This window comes from Serratia sp. BIGb0234 (assembly GCF_024809915.1).
In the GTDB taxonomy this organism is placed as follows: Bacteria; Pseudomonadota; Gammaproteobacteria; order Enterobacterales; family Enterobacteriaceae; genus Serratia; species Serratia liquefaciens.
Map to the genome: position 1 here is coordinate 327,602 of NZ_JANUEI010000005.1, position 18,084 is coordinate 345,685.

Annotated in this window: 13 protein-coding genes; 11 read left to right on the forward strand and 2 right to left on the reverse strand. The window is 50.3% G+C overall.

What is annotated here, in order from left to right:
- Positions 1–41 precede the first annotated feature (41 nt).
- Positions 42–812 carry a thioesterase II family protein gene (locus M2407_RS19520; protein ID WP_128865529.1) on the forward strand — a complete coding sequence of 257 codons (771 nt, stop codon included), beginning with the start codon at positions 42–44 and terminating at the stop codon, positions 810–812.
- A 3-nt stretch (positions 813–815) separates the two neighbouring features.
- Here M2407_RS19520 and M2407_RS19525 read toward each other — a convergent pair whose 3' ends face one another.
- Positions 816–1,985, reverse strand: coding sequence for an MFS transporter (locus M2407_RS19525; protein ID WP_128865528.1), 1,170 nt, complete (start codon positions 1,983–1,985; stop codon positions 816–818).
- A 104-nt stretch (positions 1,986–2,089) separates the two neighbouring features.
- Here M2407_RS19525 and M2407_RS19530 point away from each other — a divergent pair, with 104 nt between their 5' ends.
- Entirely contained in the window at positions 2,090–2,857 is a 768-nt protein-coding gene (locus tag M2407_RS19530; RefSeq protein ID WP_259218969.1) for a helix-turn-helix transcriptional regulator, read from the forward strand.
- Here M2407_RS19530 and M2407_RS19535 read toward each other — a convergent pair.
- A complete protein-coding gene (locus tag M2407_RS19535; RefSeq protein ID WP_259218970.1) occupies positions 2,854–3,888 on the reverse strand; it encodes a LacI family DNA-binding transcriptional regulator in 1,035 nt (344 codons plus the stop codon). The two genes, M2407_RS19530 and M2407_RS19535, sit on opposite strands and share 4 nt — an antisense overlap.
- Positions 3,889–4,171: 283 nt before the next feature.
- Between M2407_RS19535 and ascF the strand changes: the two genes are divergently transcribed.
- The 9 genes from ascF (at position 4,172) to M2407_RS19580 (ending at position 17,968) form a co-directional block, all read left to right on the forward strand.
- Positions 4,172–5,614, forward strand: a complete 1,443-nt coding sequence (gene ascF, locus M2407_RS19540; RefSeq protein WP_130016124.1) for a PTS cellobiose/arbutin/salicin transporter subunit IIBC — start codon at positions 4,172–4,174, stop codon at positions 5,612–5,614.
- A 225-nt stretch (positions 5,615–5,839) separates the two neighbouring features.
- On the forward strand, positions 5,840–7,270 hold the full coding sequence (locus M2407_RS19545; protein ID WP_259218971.1) for a 6-phospho-beta-glucosidase: 1,431 nt from the start codon (positions 5,840–5,842) through the stop codon (positions 7,268–7,270).
- Positions 7,271–7,294: 24 nt separating this feature from the next.
- Complete coding sequence (locus M2407_RS19550; protein ID WP_259218973.1) at positions 7,295–7,477, forward strand: hypothetical protein; 183 nt, start codon at positions 7,295–7,297, stop codon at positions 7,475–7,477.
- Between the two features lie 263 nt (positions 7,478–7,740).
- Entirely contained in the window at positions 7,741–8,862 is a 1,122-nt protein-coding gene (locus M2407_RS19555) for an HNH endonuclease signature motif containing protein (protein ID WP_259218975.1), read from the forward strand.
- 56 nt (positions 8,863–8,918) lie between these two features.
- Entirely contained in the window at positions 8,919–9,836 is a 918-nt protein-coding gene (locus tag M2407_RS19560) for a restriction endonuclease (protein WP_201895788.1), read from the forward strand.
- A gap of 169 nt (positions 9,837–10,005) precedes the next feature.
- Positions 10,006–12,597: a type I restriction-modification system subunit M gene (locus M2407_RS19565; protein ID WP_259218978.1), complete on the forward strand. Its 2,592-nt coding sequence runs from the start codon at positions 10,006–10,008 to the stop codon at positions 12,595–12,597.
- 1 nt (position 12,598) lies between these two features.
- The gene (locus tag M2407_RS19570) at positions 12,599–13,762 is read left to right on the forward strand and encodes a restriction endonuclease subunit S (protein WP_201895790.1); all 1,164 of its coding nucleotides are present in this window, start codon (positions 12,599–12,601) and stop codon (positions 13,760–13,762) included.
- Between the two features lie 9 nt (positions 13,763–13,771).
- The gene (locus M2407_RS19575) at positions 13,772–16,957 is read left to right on the forward strand and encodes a type I restriction endonuclease subunit R, EcoR124 family (RefSeq protein ID WP_259218981.1); all 3,186 of its coding nucleotides are present in this window, start codon (positions 13,772–13,774) and stop codon (positions 16,955–16,957) included.
- 276 nt (positions 16,958–17,233) lie between these two features.
- Positions 17,234–17,968: a hypothetical protein gene (locus M2407_RS19580; protein WP_201895792.1), complete on the forward strand. Its 735-nt coding sequence runs from the start codon at positions 17,234–17,236 to the stop codon at positions 17,966–17,968.
- The last annotated feature ends 116 nt before the right edge of the window (positions 17,969–18,084 follow it).

The following is an 18,084-nucleotide window of genomic DNA, read 5'->3' on the forward strand; positions in this document are numbered from 1 at the left end:
CGATCCCCTTCCCCTTCATCCTGAACGGCGATTAACCTGCCATGCACAACATACCCTTCCGGGGAGCCGAGCGATGCCTGAAAGCGCTGACCCCCACACGCCAGGGCAAATTGCGACTGATTTGCTTTCCTCATGCCGGTGGCAGCGCCGGCACCTTCCGCGCCTGGAGCAGCCTGCTGCGCTCGGACATCGAGCTGTTCGCCATGCAATATCCCGGGCGTGAAGACCGGGCGGACGAAGCGCCGGCGTGCCAGCACCGCGGGCTGGTGGCCGAACTGCAGCAGGCGTTGGCCCCCCTGCAGGACAAACCCTGCGTCTTTTTCGGACACAGCCTTGGCGGCCGGTTGGCCCTGGCAACCGCACTCTCAGCCAGGCTGCCGCCCATAGGGTTGATCGTGTCCGCCTGCTCCACACCCTACGCGGCAAAGCACGGTCATTTGCTGCGTCTGACGCGCAGCGCGCTGATTGAAACACTTCACGAGTCCGGGCAAACGGCTGCAATCACCGATGAAAACGCCGACCTGCTTGACGCCTATTTGCCGCTGATCCGCGCCGATCTCCTGCTTGCCAGCCAGCTTATTTTCCCACGGGAAACACATTTGCCGATCCCGCTGGCGGTTTTTTATGGCGAGGACGATCTTTGGGTCGACAGGCAGGATCTGGCGGATTGGCGGTTGCTGGCCGGGGGCGAAGTGCATGAACGACGCTTCCCCGGCAGGCACCTCTTTTTGAACGAACAGCGCAATGCGGTGATAGAGGCGCTTCATACCTTGCTGGCGGGCCCGCTGAGTGCCCCGCCAACTCCCCGCTGAGGGTTACGCCTGCTCGCTGTTGCGTTTACCCAATGCGACGGTGCGTTCGCCGCGCACGACGGTCCACGCCAGCAGCAGCGCGCAGGCGCTGCTCGTCATCAGCACGATGCCCGGCCGCTGCGCCATCCCGGCCAGCACCAGCCCCGCCGCCAGCATCAGGTAATACATCAGGCCAAGAATTGCGCCCGCAGTGCCCATGCAATCCTTATAATTCCGCAGTGCCCGCGCCAGAATATTGGGGATCGCGATGCCGTAGGCCATCACCACCAGCATCATCGGCAGCACGAACCACAGCTTATCCTCCAACAGGAACACCAGGCCGCCGCCGATCAGCGCCAATACGCAGGCCAGCATCAGCAGCGGCGTAAACAGCCACTGTTTGGCGATGAGAAACTTGTTGATTGCCGCGCCGATCCCGACGCCGGCGGCCAGCACCAACCCGGTATAGCCAAACCACTGCGGCGGAATGCCCAGCGCTTCAAACCGAAACGGCGCCAGTTGGTAATAGCTGAACATACAGACGTTGAACAGGGCCACCAGCCATGCGCTGCGCCAGATATCGCCGTCTTTCGCCATGCGGCCTAACGTACCGAAGAAAGAACTTTTCACCACCTGCGCCGGGCGCGTTTCCGGCAACTGCCATGCGGCATAGGCCAGCAGCAAGGCGGCCAACGCCGCCAGCCCGGCGAACACCCCCTGATAACCCCAGTAATGGGTCAACAGGGCGCCGCTCAGCACCCCCACCGCGGGGCTGACCGCCATTGCAATCCCCATCACGGAAAACACGCGCGCCAGCTCATAGCCGTCGAACCGGTCGCGAATGGCGGTCTGAGTGCCTACGGAGCCCACCGCCGCGCCAAACGCCGCCAACACCCTTGCCGCCAACAACAAGGTAAAGCCAGTGCTGAAGATGGCGATGATCGACGCCAGCAGATACAGCGCCAGACCGGCCAAAATGGTGGGGCGCCGGCCGATCACGTCACACAAACGGCCCCAAACGACGACCCCGAATGCGAAAGCGAAAAAGTAACAGGACAGGGTTTGCGCCGCGGCCTGCGCGCTGACGTGAAAACCGTCGGCAATATGCGTGAGCGCCGGGCTATAGATCGTTTCCACAATCTGAGGAAACATCATCATCAGTGTCGCCAGGGTAAGGGTCAGTCTGCGTTGCATGGTACATCCCGTCTCCAAAAAGAAAGTAGGCCACAAAGTAGCACCTTCCCCACCCTGACCATTACAATATAAAAGACAAAAAACTTATAAAATCGGACACATTTATGGCATGGCTCAGCGCACAGGACGAATTTGATCCCGATGCTATCAACAATAGCGTGTTAGGCATTGCGGCCGAGCTGGCGCAGCATGATTCCGGGCCGCACTGGCACCACATGGGGCAGTTGCTGTTCAGCCAGCGGGGCTGTATGCGCATCACACTCAATGAAAGCATTTGCCTCCTGCCGCCGGCACGCATTGCCTGGATCCCCCCCAAGGTGGTGCACCGCGTTCAGGTTACCGGCGTGGCGGGCTATCGCTCGGTTTATCTCGACAACCAGCGCTACCCTGGCCTTTCGCCCCATCTGGAAGTGCTGTCGGCCTCTTCTTTGCTGCGGGAAGTGCTGGAGCGGATCGCCATCGCCGACTTTGCTACCCAGTGGGAAAGCGGCCCCAGCGCCAATATTCTTGCCGTATGCCTGGACGAAATACGGCATGCGCAGCGCGAACCGACCTTATTGCCGCTGCCCAAGGACCGCCGCTTACGGCAATTGGCCGGCATGGAGGAAGTGCCACCGCTCAATGAGCTGGCGAGCTACAGTGGCGCTTCGGAGAAAACCATCAGCCGCATCTTTCGCAAGGAGACCGGATTGAGCTACCAGCAGTGGCGCCAGCAATGGCGTTTGATCAAAGCCATCGAGCTGCTGGCGGAGGGATACGGCCTGTCAGATATCGCCGGTAAGCTCGAATTCTCCAGCGACAGCGCCTTCTCAACCTTCTTTAAAAATATGACCGGCAGCTCGCCGCGCGCCTATATGCTGATCCGCCGTTAACGGTCCGCCTTCTCTGCCGACAAATAAGGCCCCGCCGCTACCGAATCGCGCAGGATCAGGCTGGCCGGGAAGGTGGGGCGCTTGCTCAGCTCGCCGCCGTCCAGCATCGACACCAGCCGATTGATGGTTTCCTTGATCATGTCGGTCACCGGCATTTTCATGCTGGAGAGCGAAGGGATGGTATAAGGTGCCAGCGGGATGTCATCAAAACCAATCACCGAAACGGCGGACGGCACCGGAATTTGGCGCTCCGCCAACCGCTTGATAGCGCCGATAGCCATCTCGTCGTTGCTGGCAACAATGGCGCTGAACGTGCAGCCGCTGGCCACCAGCGTATCAACTGCCGCCATGCCGCTTTGCGCATTCCACTTCCCCTCGACAATCAGGGCGCTATTGACGGCAATACCCTGCTCCGCCAACGCGGCTTTATAGCCGGAAAGCCGCTCCAGCCCGGTGGGCGAATCCAGCGAACCGGTGATGAACGCGATATCGCGGTGCCCCTGTTCGATCAGGTGCCCCACTGCCGCCGCGCTGGTGGCGTGCTGATCGCTGAAGATGCAGTAGCTGTCGTTCAGCCTTAACCGACGATTGATCACCAGGATCGGCTGTTTGTGCTGGGAAATGATCTCGTCCATTTCCGCAATCGACAGAAAGCGCGGGTAGATGATCACGCCGTCGCAGCGCAGATCCAACAGAAATTGAATGGCGGCCTTTTCTTCTTCGGAGGTGTGCTTGCCGTCCGCCAGGATCAGTTGGCGGCCGTGCTCTTCCATGATGCGCGCCGACTGGAACATCAGCTCGCTGAAATAGTTGCCGCTGTACAGCGTGTTGGTGACCACCAGCCCGATGGTCTGAGTGGTTTTGGTGGCGAGGTTGCGCGCCAGCAGATTGGGCCGATAGCCGATCTCGGCGATGGCTTTCTCTACCCGTTCGCGCTTCTCCGGGCCCACATAGCCGCTGCCGGATAACACGCGGGACACCGTCGCTTTCGAAACGCCGGCCCTTTTTGCCACCTCAAGTATTGTTGCCATCTCTGCGCCGTCAAAATCCAGGGTTCCGCGCAGTCTACCCAAGACGCCCCGCCTTTGGAATGTTTTCGCGCCTGCCGTTGCCGCCCTCCCCAGCCTTAAAGTGACTGACTTCACGAAATTAAAAACCAAAAAATCATAATTCTTGCCAGAGTTAAAACATATCAGCATGATTTTGTGAAACCGGTTTCTTGTGGGCGTTTCATTAAGATGGAACGGCGGATCGCCCAGGCAGTAAAAGTGAGCCTTTGGGCAATCCGAATTCATATCTTAGAGACGATATTCCATGCCGAAGAACTACACAGAGATCTCGCACGCCATCGTGGATGCGTTGGGCGGCCGCGCGAACGTCGAAGCCGTTACGCACTGCATGACCCGCCTGCGATTCGTGGTGAAAGACAAGGCGCTGATCGACACGCCAAGACTCAAAGCGATTAGCGGCGTGATGGGCGTGGTGCACAGCGGCGAGCAGTGCCAGGTGATCATCGGCAACGAAGTGTCGAAAGCCTATCAGGCGGTGCTGGCGCTCGGCATGCCGGGTAACGCCCCCGCGGCCGCACCGGCAAAGCGTAAAATCACCCTGAAAAGCATTGGCGCCGGGATCCTCGACGCGCTGGTCGGCACCATGTCGCCGCTGATCCCGGCCATCATCGGCGGTTCGATGGTGAAGCTGCTGGCGATGATGCTGGATATGGCTGGCGTGTTCGACAAAGGCTCGTCGACGCTGATCATCCTCAACGTGATTGGCGACGGCGCGTTCTTCTTCCTGCCGGTGATGGTCGCCGCGTCGGCCGCCCTTAAATTCAAAACCAACATGTCGCTGGCGATCGCCATTGCCGGTGTGCTGTTGCACCCTAATTTTATCGACTTAATGGCCAAGGCAGCGCAGGGCCAGGCGGTGGAGTTCGCCTACATTCCGGTGACGGCGGTGAAATACACCTACACGGTGATCCCGGCGCTGGTGATGACCTGGATCCTGTCGTATATCGAACGATGGGTCGATCGCATCACCCCGGCGGTGACCAAGAACTTCCTTAAGCCGATGCTGATTGTGCTGATCGCCGCGCCGATCGCGATTGTGTTGATCGGCCCGCTGGGCATCTGGATCGGCAGCGGTATCTCGGCGCTGGTGTACACCGTGCATGGCTATTTGGGCTGGCTTTCCGTCGCCATTATGGGAGCGATCTGGCCGCTGCTGGTGATGACCGGCATGCACCGCGTCTTCACCCCGACCATCATTCAGACCATCGCCGAAACCGGCAAAGAGGGCATGGTGATGCCTTCGGAGATTGGCGCCAACCTGTCGCTCGGCGGCTCTTCGCTGGCGGTGGCGTTCAAAACCAAGAACCGCGAGCTGCGCCAGACCGCCTTGGCCGCCGCCGCTTCCGCCATTGTGGCGGGTATTTCCGAACCGGCGCTGTATGGCGTGGCGGTGCGCCTCAAACGGCCATTAATCGCCAGCCTGATCAGCGGCTTTATCTGCGGCGCAGTCGCCGGCATTGGCGGATTAGCCAGCCATTCGATGGCTTCGCCCGGCCTGTTCACCAGCGTGCAGTTCTTTGACCCGTCGAATCCGATGAGCATTGTCTGGGTCGGCGGCGTGATGGTGCTTTCCGTGGTGCTGTCGTTCGTGCTCACGCTGCTGTTGGGCTTTGAAGACATTCCGGAAAGCGAAGAGGCCCCAACGACAACCGCGCCTGCGGCCAATACCGCTAACGCTATCCATTAACACACTATTTTTTACCCTACATAATTGGTGTTGCATCACAGCGGCAAGGCCGTACATCCCCAGGAGCTTAGTCAGCTAAGTGACTGGGGTGCGCGACAAATCTGTCAGGAACAGATTTGAACGCTGCTTGCAGCGGCCCCGAAGGGGCAAGACCCACGGATGGGTCTTGTAACGCAGCCAACACAGAGGCAGCTTCAAGTATGACGGGTAATTATTGAGGATTTCATGTCTGATTCAACATTCCCGCAAGGGTTTTTATGGGGCGGTGCCTTGGCCGCCAACCAGTCGGAAGGGGGCTATCGCGAGGGTGGCAAAGGGCTGACCACGGTTGACATGATCCCGCATGGCCCCAACCGCATGCCGGTAAAGCTTGGCCTGGAGAAGCGCTTTACCCTGCGCGAAGACGAGTTTTACCCCAGCCACGACGCGATTGATTTTTACCACCGCTACCGCGATGACATCGCGCTGATGGCGGAGATGGGCTTTAGCGTGTTCCGCACCTCCATCGCCTGGAGCCGGATTTACCCGAACGGCGATGAGCTGACGCCCAACCCGGAAGGCATCGCCTTCTACCGCAGCCTGTTCAAAGAGTGCCGCAAATACGGCATCGAACCGCTAGTGACGCTGTGCCATTTCGACGTGCCGATGCACCTGGTGACCGAATATGGCTCCTGGCGCAGCCGCAAAATGGTTGAGTTTTTCACCCGCTATGCCCGCACCTGCTTCGAAGCCTTCGACGGGCTGGTGAAGTATTGGCTCACCTTCAACGAGATCAACATTGTGCTGCACAGCCCGTTCTCCGGCGCAGGATTGGTGTTTGAGGCGGGCGAGAACCCCGAGCAGGTAAAATACCAGGCCGTACACCACGAACTGGTGGCCAGTGCGCTGGCAACCCGCATCGCCCACGAGGTGAACCCCGCCAACCAGGTGGGCTGCATGCTGGCGGGCGGCAATTTTTACCCCTGGTCCAGCAAGCCGGAAGACGTGTGGGCCGCGCTGGAAAAAGACCGCGAGAACCTGTTCTTTATCGACGTGCAGGCCCGCGGCGCCTACCCCGCTTACTCTGCCCGGGTGTTCCGCGAGAAAGGCGTGAGCATCGTGATGGAGGAAGGTGACGCCGAAATCCTGAAGAACACCGTCGATTTTGTCTCCTTCAGCTATTACACCTCGCGCTGCGCGTCTGCCGATATGAACGACAACAACAGCAGCGCCGCCAACGTGGTGAAATCCCTGACCAACCCGCATATCCCGCGCAGCGACTGGGGCTGGGGCATCGACCCGTTGGGTTTGCGCATTACCATGAACATGATGTACGACCGCTACCAAAAACCGCTGTTTCTGGTGGAAAACGGCCTGGGCGCACACGACGAGTTCAATGCCGACGGCGAGATAGCCGACGATTACCGCATCAGCTACCTGCGGGAACACATCCGCGCCATGGCCGGCGCCATCGCCGACGGCGTGCCGGTGATGGGCTACACCACCTGGGGCTGCATTGACCTGGTGGCGGCCTCAACCGGAGAAATGAGCAAACGCTACGGCCTGGTTTACGTCGACCGCGACGACAACGGCAACGGCACCCTCGCCCGCACGCGCAAGAAATCCTTCTGGTGGTACAAGCAGGTGATTGCCAGTAATGGGGCCGATTTGGGGTGATGGTGGGTGCGATAAGGGCGATTGTTGCGAGCCGAACAGGCCGAAGGATTCTGCCACGGCCTGCTGCTGTTCGGTGAACTTATGCAAAAGAACCCGCAATCCGACGATACCCAGTGGGAACAGCTGAATCACTACCTCAACGCGGCGGCTCACTTAGTACCGGCACTGTGCAACCTCTATGGCCGTGCGCTGCGCGAGATGGAGTGACAGCTCTGATAAGTTAAAATAAAAGCCAAAATAAATAATAAGAACGGTATTAGTTTTGTGCCGTTCTTATCACTCCGGTAAATCTCATAGATCTGACTGACACATCACGATAAACACATTCACGAAGGTAGGCATTTCCCCCGTGGCCTGGCATAGTTAACGCATTCGATAAATCGATGAGTTAACTGCTGGATAACCACGCATGGCCGCTGGCAGTACGCAAACGCATTGATCAGAATCCGTTCTGCAATGAGGGAAATGTTTTGGCGACTAAAATAGAGACGTTATCTTCGAAAGAAGCGGTTTTAAAAGCCATCGAAGAATATAAAACGTTGGGTTGTGATGCTCTGCTGGAAAAATACAACGTCAAACGAATTAAAAAATGTGAACTCCTTTATAATAACGAAAAATACGATATCAGAGTCATCGTCGCGGCCGCTTATTTTTACCAGTTCGGAACACCATTCGAAAAAATAAAATCTAACAGTGGCGCTAAGATTGCGATCCAAGCACTTAAAAACCTCGGTTTCGAGATCATCGAAACACCTCACCCTATTGAGCATTTAGTAAAAGGTAGGCTTTACACGCGTAAAGAGCTTATCGACCTCTATGGTGGGCAACTGCAGGGCGGTATCTGGACACCCACTGAGTTCCCCGTCATCTTCATCTTTACCGGTGAGAGCGGCGAGGCCTATGGCTACAAAGACGGTTGGTCTGCTGATGGCAGTTTCTCCTATACCGGAGAAGGCCAGAAAGGCCCAATGGAGTTTATTCGGGGCAATAAGGCCATCCGCGACCACAAAGAGAATGGCGAAGACATCTTCTTATTTGAAGATAATAAAAAAGATAAGGGCGTAAGATTTATTGGCATGTTTGAATGTGATACTTGGGATTACATTCAATGCTTAGACTTCGAAAAAAAGGATATGCGGCAGGGTATAGTTTTTAATTTATTCCCGGTATCTTCTGCTCGCGAAGTTGATAATGATATCGATACCTCAGAAGTCGCTTCGAAGAAAGAAACGCTCGAGCAGCTACGTGCCAAGGCCATAAAATCATCCATGATGACGGGTCAGCGTAAAGAGAGTGACAGCAAAAATTCTTGGTTCAAGCGCAGCGAGGACGTGAAAAAATACGTACTTCAACGCGCCAATGGCATCTGTGAGTCATGCGAACAACCCGCACCGTTCAAGAAAAAGAATGGCGAACCCTACCTGGAGCCTCACCACACAAAACGCCTAGCCGATGAAGGCCCCGATCACCCCCAGTGGGTTGGCGCTATCTGCCCTACCTGCCACCGCCGGATCCATAGTGGGGTTGATGGGAAAGCGCTGAACCAGACTTTGATGGTGAAGTTGGAGCTGAAAGAGTCAGCGTTGGATTAGTTCCCAGTATAAAGCTTACAATCATAAATAGATAAATGAGGATAAGGAGCCCCGCAATGTCAGTGCCTACATACGACCAATTTATTGAGCCAGTATTACGCTTTTTGGCAACGAAACCTGAAGGTGCCCTATCTCGAGATGTGCAAGATGCAGCTGCGGATTTACTCAATCTGGACGAAGAACAACGGGCAGAAACAATCGCCAGCGGCCAATTAGTTTACAAAAACCGCACCGGCTGGGCTCACGATCGTTTAAAACGTGCTGGACTATCGCAAAGCCTGTCGAGAGGAAAATGGTGTCTAACAGCCAAGGGAGTCGACTGGCTACAACAACATCCCCAGCCCTTAACGGATGCCGAAGTCGAGCATATTGCACTGGCTTTCACCAACGTAAAGCTTCAACAAAACAATGATGCAGTGGATTTAGACCCAACGGTGGAGATACCAGACAGCGATGCCATGCTTACCAGCAGCCCGGATGATCGACTAGAACAATCTATTAAAGAGATCCGCGATGCTGTTGCCACAGAACTGCTGGAGAACTTGCTTCAAGTATCTCCCGCCCGTTTTGAAATCATTGTTCTGGATGTTTTGCATCGCTTAGGTTATGGCGGCCATCGCGATGATCTCAAGCGCGTTGGGGGCAGTGGTGATGCGGGGATTGATGGCGTTATCTCACTGGACAAGCTAGGCCTAGAAAAAGTGTATGTGCAAGCCAAGCGCTGGCAAAACACCGTAGGTCGCCCTGAACTGCATGCTTTTTACGGGGCGCTTGTAGGGCAAAAAGCCAAACGTGGCGTATTCATCACCACTTCTGGTTTTACCAAACTGGCAGTTGAATTCTCCCAATCAGTGGAAGGTATGGTGCTCATCGACGGCAACCGATTGGTTCATCTGATGATGGACAACGAAGTTGGCGTGAGCTCAAGGCTGCTGAAGGTCCCTAAGCTTGATAGCGACTATTTCGATCAGTGATACACCGACGACCCAAGTAGTTCTTTAACATCACTGACTTGCCCAAAGTGATATTTCTCGGTTTATCGCCGAGAGACACCCCCCTCTGGCAAGAAGCTCTTATCAAACGTACAATCAAAACCCTAAAATAGCCCTTTTCGAAAAAGAATTGCTTTTAACAGGACCCATAGTGAATAAACAACAGCTTGCGGCAAAAATCTGGGAATCTGCCAACCAGATGCGTTCTAAAATTGAAGCCAACGAATACAAAGATTACATACTCGGTTTTATCTTCTACAAGTACCTAAGCGACCAGCTAGTACAGTTTGTCACCAAACAGGGGATGACCTCTGAAGATATCAAATCCCTCAATGAAGAAGACGCCGACACCGTTAAATACGTGCAAAGCAACTTGGGCTACTTTATTGCCTACGATAATCTGTTTTCTACATGGATTGATCCAACATCCGAATTTGATGAATCTAACGTGCGTGATGCACTCTCAGCCTTTAGCCGTTTGATTTCGCCAACTTACAAAAAACTGTTCGAAGGCATTTTTACTACCTTAGAAACAGGTTTAAGCAAACTGGGTGAAAGTGCTGGCAAACGCACCAAAGCCATCAGCGACTTACTGCACCTGATCAAAAGCATCCCCATGAATAGTAATCAAGGGTATGACGTACTGGGCTACATTTACGAATATCTACTTGAGAAATTTGCCGCCAATGCGGGTAAAAAAGCCGGTGAGTTTTACACGCCACATGAAGTCTCGGTACTCATGTCGAACATCATCGCCCACGAGTTAAAACACAAAGATACCATCAAAATTTACGACCCTACCTCCGGCTCGGGTTCGTTGCTGATCAATATCGGTGAAGCGTTCGAGAAATACGCTAAAAACAAAGACAGCATCACCTATTACGCCCAAGAGTTAAAAGCCAACACCTACAACCTAACCCGTATGAACCTCATCATGCGCGGAATCAAAGCCAGCAACATTAAAACCCGTAATGGCGACACCCTGGAAGAAGATTGGCCGTATTTTGATGATAGCGATCCTCAAGGCTCATACTACGCCTTACATGTCGATGCCGTGGTATCCAACCCGCCTTACTCACAAAGCTGGGACCCAAGCTTTAAAGACAGCGATCCACGCTATTCACGATTTGGCCTGGCACCAAAAACCAAAGCCGATTTTGCTTTTTTACTGCACGACCTCTACCACCTAAAACCTGATGGCATTATGGCTATCGTACTGCCCCATGGTGTCTTGTTCCGCGGCGGTGAAGAAGGTCAAATTCGCAAGCAACTTATTGAGCAGAATCATATTGATACTGTTATCGGTTTGCCTGCCAATATCTTTTTTGGCACCGGCATTCCTACAGTGATTTTGGTACTCAAGCAAAAACGCCAAAACACCGATGTACTGGTGGTCGATGCCTCCAAACACTATATGAAAGAGGGCAAAAACAACAAACTGCAAGCCAGTGATATCAAGCGCATTACTGACGCGGTGATTAACCGCGAAAGTATCGACAAGTTCTCGCAACTGGTGAGCAAAAAAACCCTGGTCGACAACGGCTACAACCTCAACATACCGCGCTATGTTGATTCTTCTGCGGCGGCACAAAACTGGGATTTACACGCCACCATGCTCGGCGGCATCCCTAACAGCGAAATTGCCGAGTTAGATAATTTTTGGCAAGCCTTCCCGCAATTGCGCAGTGCTCTGTTTACGCCAAAATCTGCCGCTTACAGCGAGCTGGCCATTACCAAACAAGACGTCAATGCCAGCATCAACGAGCACCCGCAAGTATTGGAGTTCATCAGCGCCTACAACCAGGCCTTTGATGGCTTTGATGACCACCTCAATGCCCAGTTAATACAAAACTGGCAAAACGTAAAACGTAACCAACAAGAAGCGGTATTAAGTACCGAGCTATTTACTCGCCTAGCTCCCATTGCCTTGATCGACAAATACCTGGCTTATCAATTTCTAAACAACCAATGGCAACTCATCAGCGCCGATTTAGAGATGATACAAACCGAAGGCTTTGCCGCCACCAAACAAGTTGACCCTAATAACGTCATCAAGAAGAAAGACAACAAAGACACCGAAGTACAAGACGGCTGGAAAGGTCACATACTGCCGTTTGATTTAGTGCAACAAACTTACTTAAGTGATGACTTACAAGCTCTGGCAGCTAAAGAAGCGCGCCTGGCAGAGATCGCCAGCACGCTTGAAGAAATTCTAGAATCTCTAACCGAAGAAGAAAAAGAACAAGATACGGTCAAAGAAAGCAAAGACGGTTTTGCCAATGTCGAAGTCGGCAAAGCCGCCAAGGCCTTCTTGAAAGGACAAAAAGACAGCAAAGTTAAATTCGCAGAAGAAAGCTATGAAGCCAAAATCATTCGTGCAAACAAATTAATTGATGAAGAAAAAACCCTGAAAAAAACGGTCAAAGATGCCGCCACTGCCCTGCACTTAAAAACCAAAACGACCATCGAAGCATTGACCGATGAACAAGTGAACAACCTGCTGCAGCTTAAATGGATCGCGCCATTAAGCACCGAACTTGCCGCCATGCCAAACACTGTGATCAGCCAACTTACTAGCCAAGTGCAAGCTCTTGCTGACAAATACGCCGTCACCTATTCGCAAGTGGCCAATGAGATTAAAACCACCGAGCAAGAACTGGCGGAAATGATGGGTGAATTCACGGGGAATGAGTTTGATATGCAGGGCTTGGCTGAACTCACCAAGTTATTGAAGGGTGAATAAGATGAGTGTGGAGAAGAAAGTACCAGAGATTCGCTTCAAGGGATTTAGTGGAGAGTGGGAAAATAAAAAAATAGGAAGCGTTTTAAATGAAATAAAACGCCCCATTGAATTAATGGATAATACCTCATATCAACTGGTGACAGTAAAACGCCGTAACGAAGGTGTAGTGCCCAGAGCAGTACTTAAAGGGAAGAACATATTAGTTAAAAATTACTTCAGTGTTGAAGCGGGTGATTACCTAATTTCAAAGCGGCAGGTTGTTCATGGCGCGAATGGAATTGTGCCAGACAATCTTGATGGCGCAGTCGTATCCAATGAGTATCTTGTTGTCGCAGATAGCGATGATATAACAGCTAGATACTGGACTGTTATCTCGATCAGACCTGAAATGTACAAGCTATTTTTTGTTAGCTCCTATGGCGTTGATATAGAAAAATTGGTGTTTGACGTTACTGATTGGAAAAATCGAACAATCGTCATTCCACAGGTTACAGAGCAAAAAAATATCACTGACTACTTCCAAAAGCTAGACGCGCTGATCAACCAACACCAACAAAAGTATGACAAGCTCAACAGTATTAAAAAAGCCATGCTGGAAAAAGTGTTCCCCAAACAAGGCGAAACCATCCCAGAAATCCGCTTTAAAGGGTTTAGTGGGGAGTGGAAGGAAATTGTTTTAGCTAATGCATGTTTGAATTTCCGAAGTGGGAAGTTTATAAGAGCCGAAGACATTAAAAGAGTTGGTGCATACCCTGTTTATGGTGGAAATGGTTTACGAGGTTATACATCAGAATACAACCATGAAGGTGCTTATGCCATAATAGGCAGACAGGGTGCTCTTTGTGGAAATATGAACTTCTCAAATGGAAAGGCATTTTTTACTGAGCATGCAATTGCTGTACAAGCAAACGAAAAAAACGATACTCTTTTTCTTTATTACAAATTAGGCCTAATGAATCTAGGGCAGTATTCTGGACAATCTGCTCAGCCCGGCCTGTCGGTAAATAAGCTTACAGCATTAGAAATTTTCATCCCAGAAAAGGCAGAGCAAACCGCAATAAGCAACTACTTTCAAAAGCTCGATGCCCTAATCAATCAACACCAACAGCAAATCACCAAACTCAATAACATCAAGCAATCCTGTTTGAGCAAAATGTTTGTATAGTGAGTGCACATGATCACCTTCAAAAACGAAGCGCAATTTGAGCAGGCCTTTATTGAGGTACTCACCCACAAGGGCTGGGAAACAGAGATACTCAAAAACAAAACCGAAGCCGATTTGCTGAAAAACTGGGCAAACATTTTGTTTGAAAATAATCGCCAGCGGGATCGCTTAAACGATGTACCGCTCACCGCGACTGAAATGCAGCAAATTATTGAGCAAATTAAAGAACTTAAAACACCGCTCAAGCTAAACGGTTTAATTAACGGCAAAACCGTGGCGATTAAGCGAGATAATCCTGCCGATACCTTGCATATGGGCAAAGAAGTCAGCTTAAAAATATACGATCGCCAAGAAATCGCCGCCGGCCAAAGCCGTTATCAAGTTGTGCAGCAACCTAAATTTGAACGCGGCAGCCCTTTGCGCAACGACAGACGCGGCGATGTGCTATTACTGATTAACGGGATGCCGGTAATCCATGTAGAGCTTAAGCGCAGCGGCATTCCGGTTAGCCAGGCCGTAAACCAAATTGAAAAATACAGCAAAGAAGGCCTGTTTAGCGGCCTATTTTCGCTTATCCAAGTATTTGTAGCCATGGAGCCCAACGAGACTAAATACTTTGCCAACCCCGGGCTAGACGGCAAGTTTAACCCCGATTATCAATTTAACTGGGCCGATTTTAATAACGAGCCCATGAACCACTGGAAAGACATCGCTTCTACCCTGCTTTCTATTCCCATGGCGCACCAGTTGATTGGCTTTTATACCGTCGCCGACGATACCGACGGCGTGCTTAAGGTCATGCGCAGTTATCAGTATTACGCCGCCAATGCGATATCAGACAAAGTGGCCAAAACCAACTGGCAGCAACTGGGTAGCGCGGCCAATAATCCCGATCGCCTCGGGGGATATGTGTGGCACACCACGGGTTCGGGCAAAACCATGACCAGCTTTAAATCGGCGCAGTTGATCGCACAATCCAAAGATGCCGATAAAGTGATTTTTTTAATGGACAGGATTGAGCTGGGTACCCAGTCGCTCGCGGAATATCGCAATTTTGCTGGCGATGGCGAAGACGTTCAAGCCACCGAAAATACTCACGTACTCATTACTAAATTAAAAAGCACCGCCCCCGCCGATACCTTAATTGTTAGCTCTATTCAAAAGATGAGTAATATTTTTGAAGCGGTAGACGATGAAGGTGCGGCCACAAACTCTGCGGATATTGAGAAAATTCGCGCTAAGCGTCTGGTGTTTATTGTCGATGAGGCGCACCGCTCTACCTTTGGCGACATGCTGATTATTATTAAGCGTACCTTTCCGCGCGCCCTGTTTTTTGGCTTTACCGGTACACCAATTCAAGAAGAAAACGAAAAAAACGGCAATACCACCAGTACCGTATTTGGCAACGAACTACACCGCTATAGCATCGCCGATGGCATACGCGATGGTAACGTGCTGGGCTTCGACCCTTACAAAGTTCCAACTTTTAGAGACAGTGATCTAAGACAAGCGGTGGCGTTAGAACAAGCCAAAGCCAACACGGTGATGGAGGCCATGGATAACCCAGCCATAAAGAAAAAATTTAACCACTTTATGAAAGATGTACCTATGGCTGGCTATAAAGACGCCACAGGCAAGTACCACAAAGGCATTGAGGACTATGTGCCTAAAAGCCAATATTTAAGCGAAATTCACCAAGCCAAGGTGGTGGAAGATATCCTGCATAAATGGGATGTGCTCAGCCAGGGCAATAAATTCCACGCCATTTTGGCCACTAATAGCATTGCCGAAGCCATTGACTATTACCGTCATGTAAAAGCTGCCAAACCTGAACTTAAAGTATCGGCCCTGTTTGACCCGAACATTGATAACGACGGCAGTGGCGACCGTGGCCCCACCTTTAAAGGCGATGGCCTGGAAGAGATTATGGCCGACTATAACGCGCGTTATGGCCAGGATTTTGATTTTGCCCGCCATGCAGCCTTTAAAAAAGATTTAGCTGCACGCCTTGCCCATAAAAAGCCCTACGAGCGCATTCACACAGAGCCTTCAAAGCAATTAGATTTATTGATCGTGGTGGATCAAATGCTCACTGGCTTTGACTCTAAATGGCTTAATACCTTGTATTTAGACAAAGTGATTAAATACCAAAATATTATTCAAGCGTTCTCGCGCACCAATCGCTTGTTTGGCCCCGACAAACCCCACGGCATCATCCGTTATTATCGCTATCCACACACCATGGAGCAGCACATTAACGATGCGGTAAAACTCTATTCCGGCGACAGACCTATCGGCTTATTTGTTGATAGGTTAGAAAGCAATCTTAAAGCCATGAATGAATTAGTAGTGGAAATTACCGAGCTGTTTACCAGTACGGGTGTTGAGAACTTTGAAAAACTGCCAGACGATATAGAAGCCTGTGCTCAATTCGCCAAATTATTTAACACCTTTAGCCAGCACCTGGAAGCGGCTAAAGTACAAGGTTTGCATTGGGAACAGTCAGTCTATTCCTTTACTGAAAATGATATAAAACATGAAGTAACGCTGGACATAGACGAACAAACTTACCTGAGCCTGGTCCTGCGCTATAAAGAGTTAGTAGTCAAAGGTGATAGCGATGGCGCAGGTGGCGACGATGTGCCTTTTGATATCAGTGGTTATTTAACTGAAATAGATACCGGCAAAATCGATGCTGACTATATGAACAGCCGCTTTGATAAATATTTAAAAGAGCTGAACATACACCAAGATTCTGGGAGCATTGAAACCACATTAAATGAGCTGCACAAGTCGTTTGCATCGCTCACCCAAAGCGAGCAAAAGTACGCCAAGCTCTTCTTGCACGACTTACAGCGCGGCGATGCGCAGTTAATTGAAGGCCATACTTTTAGAGACTACATCAACACCTATAAAGATAACGCTGAAAATGCGCAATTAAACGCAGTTGTTAATGCTCTTGGTTTAGATAAAAGACTACTCATAGCATTAATGGCTGATAGTGTTCATGATAAGAATCTCAACGATTTTGGTCGCTTCGACGCATTAAAAGAAACGGTAGATAAAGCGAAAGCCAAGACCTACTTTGAAAAACAAGACGGCGTAACTATACCTCTATTTAAACTGAACATTCGCATTGATCAGTTTTTAACACAGTTTATTTTTTCACAAACGGATGATTTCTCAAGTGAATAGTTCAGTTAAGCGGGATATTTAAAATTTTAATTCTGAGGGCTAACTTCCAGAGTTCCTATTCTTAGGGGTCCAATAGGTGGGAGCCAAGATATAACATCTCGGCCCCCAGTTACTGATTTTTAACGACATAAAATTCATGCACTGCCTGTTCATATTAAATCAACCATTACCCTTTGACACACATTAAAAAAATGATAAGTTTAGCTTTTTTGCAGGCTCAATATGGTGTAAAAATGACCTTTACATGTTCATATCAACTAACATTTCGAGGTTCACATGTTAAGGATAAACCATATAATAAAAACCCTCAGTGGCGTAAAACCTTATACTACCCATACTTACAAAAGTAGAACGGATAAAATAATAGATAAAACAAATGGAATATTAATATCACTTGCTTTATCAACATTACTTTTACTTTTGATTGCAATATCTCTTTATAAACTATTTGAACCTTTCAGATGTAATGTGATGATTTATATAATTTTTGGGCTTTACTTTATTGGCACTATCATCGGAATAGTCATTATGCTTTTGCCACCAATTTCAGGTATAAAATACCTAATTAACTGGAAAAAGGAAACGTCAAATGACCTTATCTTCGAAATATCCCATGATGAAGAAAATGCAAAATTACTATTAGAACACTCAGAAAAAGAACTTCTTTACTCTATTTACTGGCTGCAAACGAAGATAAACAGAATTAACATAAGAGTTAGTAGCTTTTTTGGAGAGAAAACAGCTGTATTATCAGTCTTGGCTCTTACTTACTCAGCAGTACAGTCATCAATCGGTTTTGATAAGTTGAGTCATACATTTACCCAAGGCCTTTTTTCATCTGGAGTCGTTAATACTTTTATCATGTTTGCATTAGCATTTTTGTTAGGGCTATCTCTGGGCGCTTTGATGTTAAAAAAAGTTGCAAACCATCAGTTATATCTGAAAGAAATTGTCGAATTAGCACTCAGGCTCCAAAAAAATGCCCAAGATGAGGAGAAAACATCAGTATAAACCTCTTCTATGCTAAATTCGGTTGTAAAAAATAATCAGGGCTATGGCACATCAAGCATGGCCTTTTTATTAGGATCAAAAATTTAAACCCTGTTTAATAACCCAAGCCTGGCACG

Bases quoted from the DNA above. Each gene is read 5' to 3' on its own strand.
- M2407_RS19520 (WP_128865529.1), top strand. From the start codon at position 42: ATGCACAACATACCCTTCCGGGGAGCCGAGCGATGCCTGAAAGCGCTG.
- M2407_RS19525 (WP_128865528.1), bottom strand. From the start codon at position 1,985: ATGCAACGCAGACTGACCCTTACCCTGGCGACACTGATGATGATGTTT.
- M2407_RS19530 (WP_259218969.1), top strand. From the start codon at position 2,090: ATGGCATGGCTCAGCGCACAGGACGAATTTGATCCCGATGCTATCAAC.
- M2407_RS19535 (WP_259218970.1), bottom strand. From the start codon at position 3,888: ATGGCAACAATACTTGAGGTGGCAAAAAGGGCCGGCGTTTCGAAAGCG.
- ascF (WP_130016124.1), top strand. From the start codon at position 4,172: ATGCCGAAGAACTACACAGAGATCTCGCACGCCATCGTGGATGCGTTG.
- M2407_RS19545 (WP_259218971.1), top strand. From the start codon at position 5,840: ATGTCTGATTCAACATTCCCGCAAGGGTTTTTATGGGGCGGTGCCTTG.
- M2407_RS19560 (WP_201895788.1), top strand. From the start codon at position 8,919: ATGTCAGTGCCTACATACGACCAATTTATTGAGCCAGTATTACGCTTT.
- M2407_RS19570 (WP_201895790.1), top strand. From the start codon at position 12,599: ATGAGTGTGGAGAAGAAAGTACCAGAGATTCGCTTCAAGGGATTTAGT.
- M2407_RS19575 (WP_259218981.1), top strand. From the start codon at position 13,772: ATGATCACCTTCAAAAACGAAGCGCAATTTGAGCAGGCCTTTATTGAG.
- M2407_RS19580 (WP_201895792.1), top strand. From the start codon at position 17,234: ATGTTAAGGATAAACCATATAATAAAAACCCTCAGTGGCGTAAAACCT.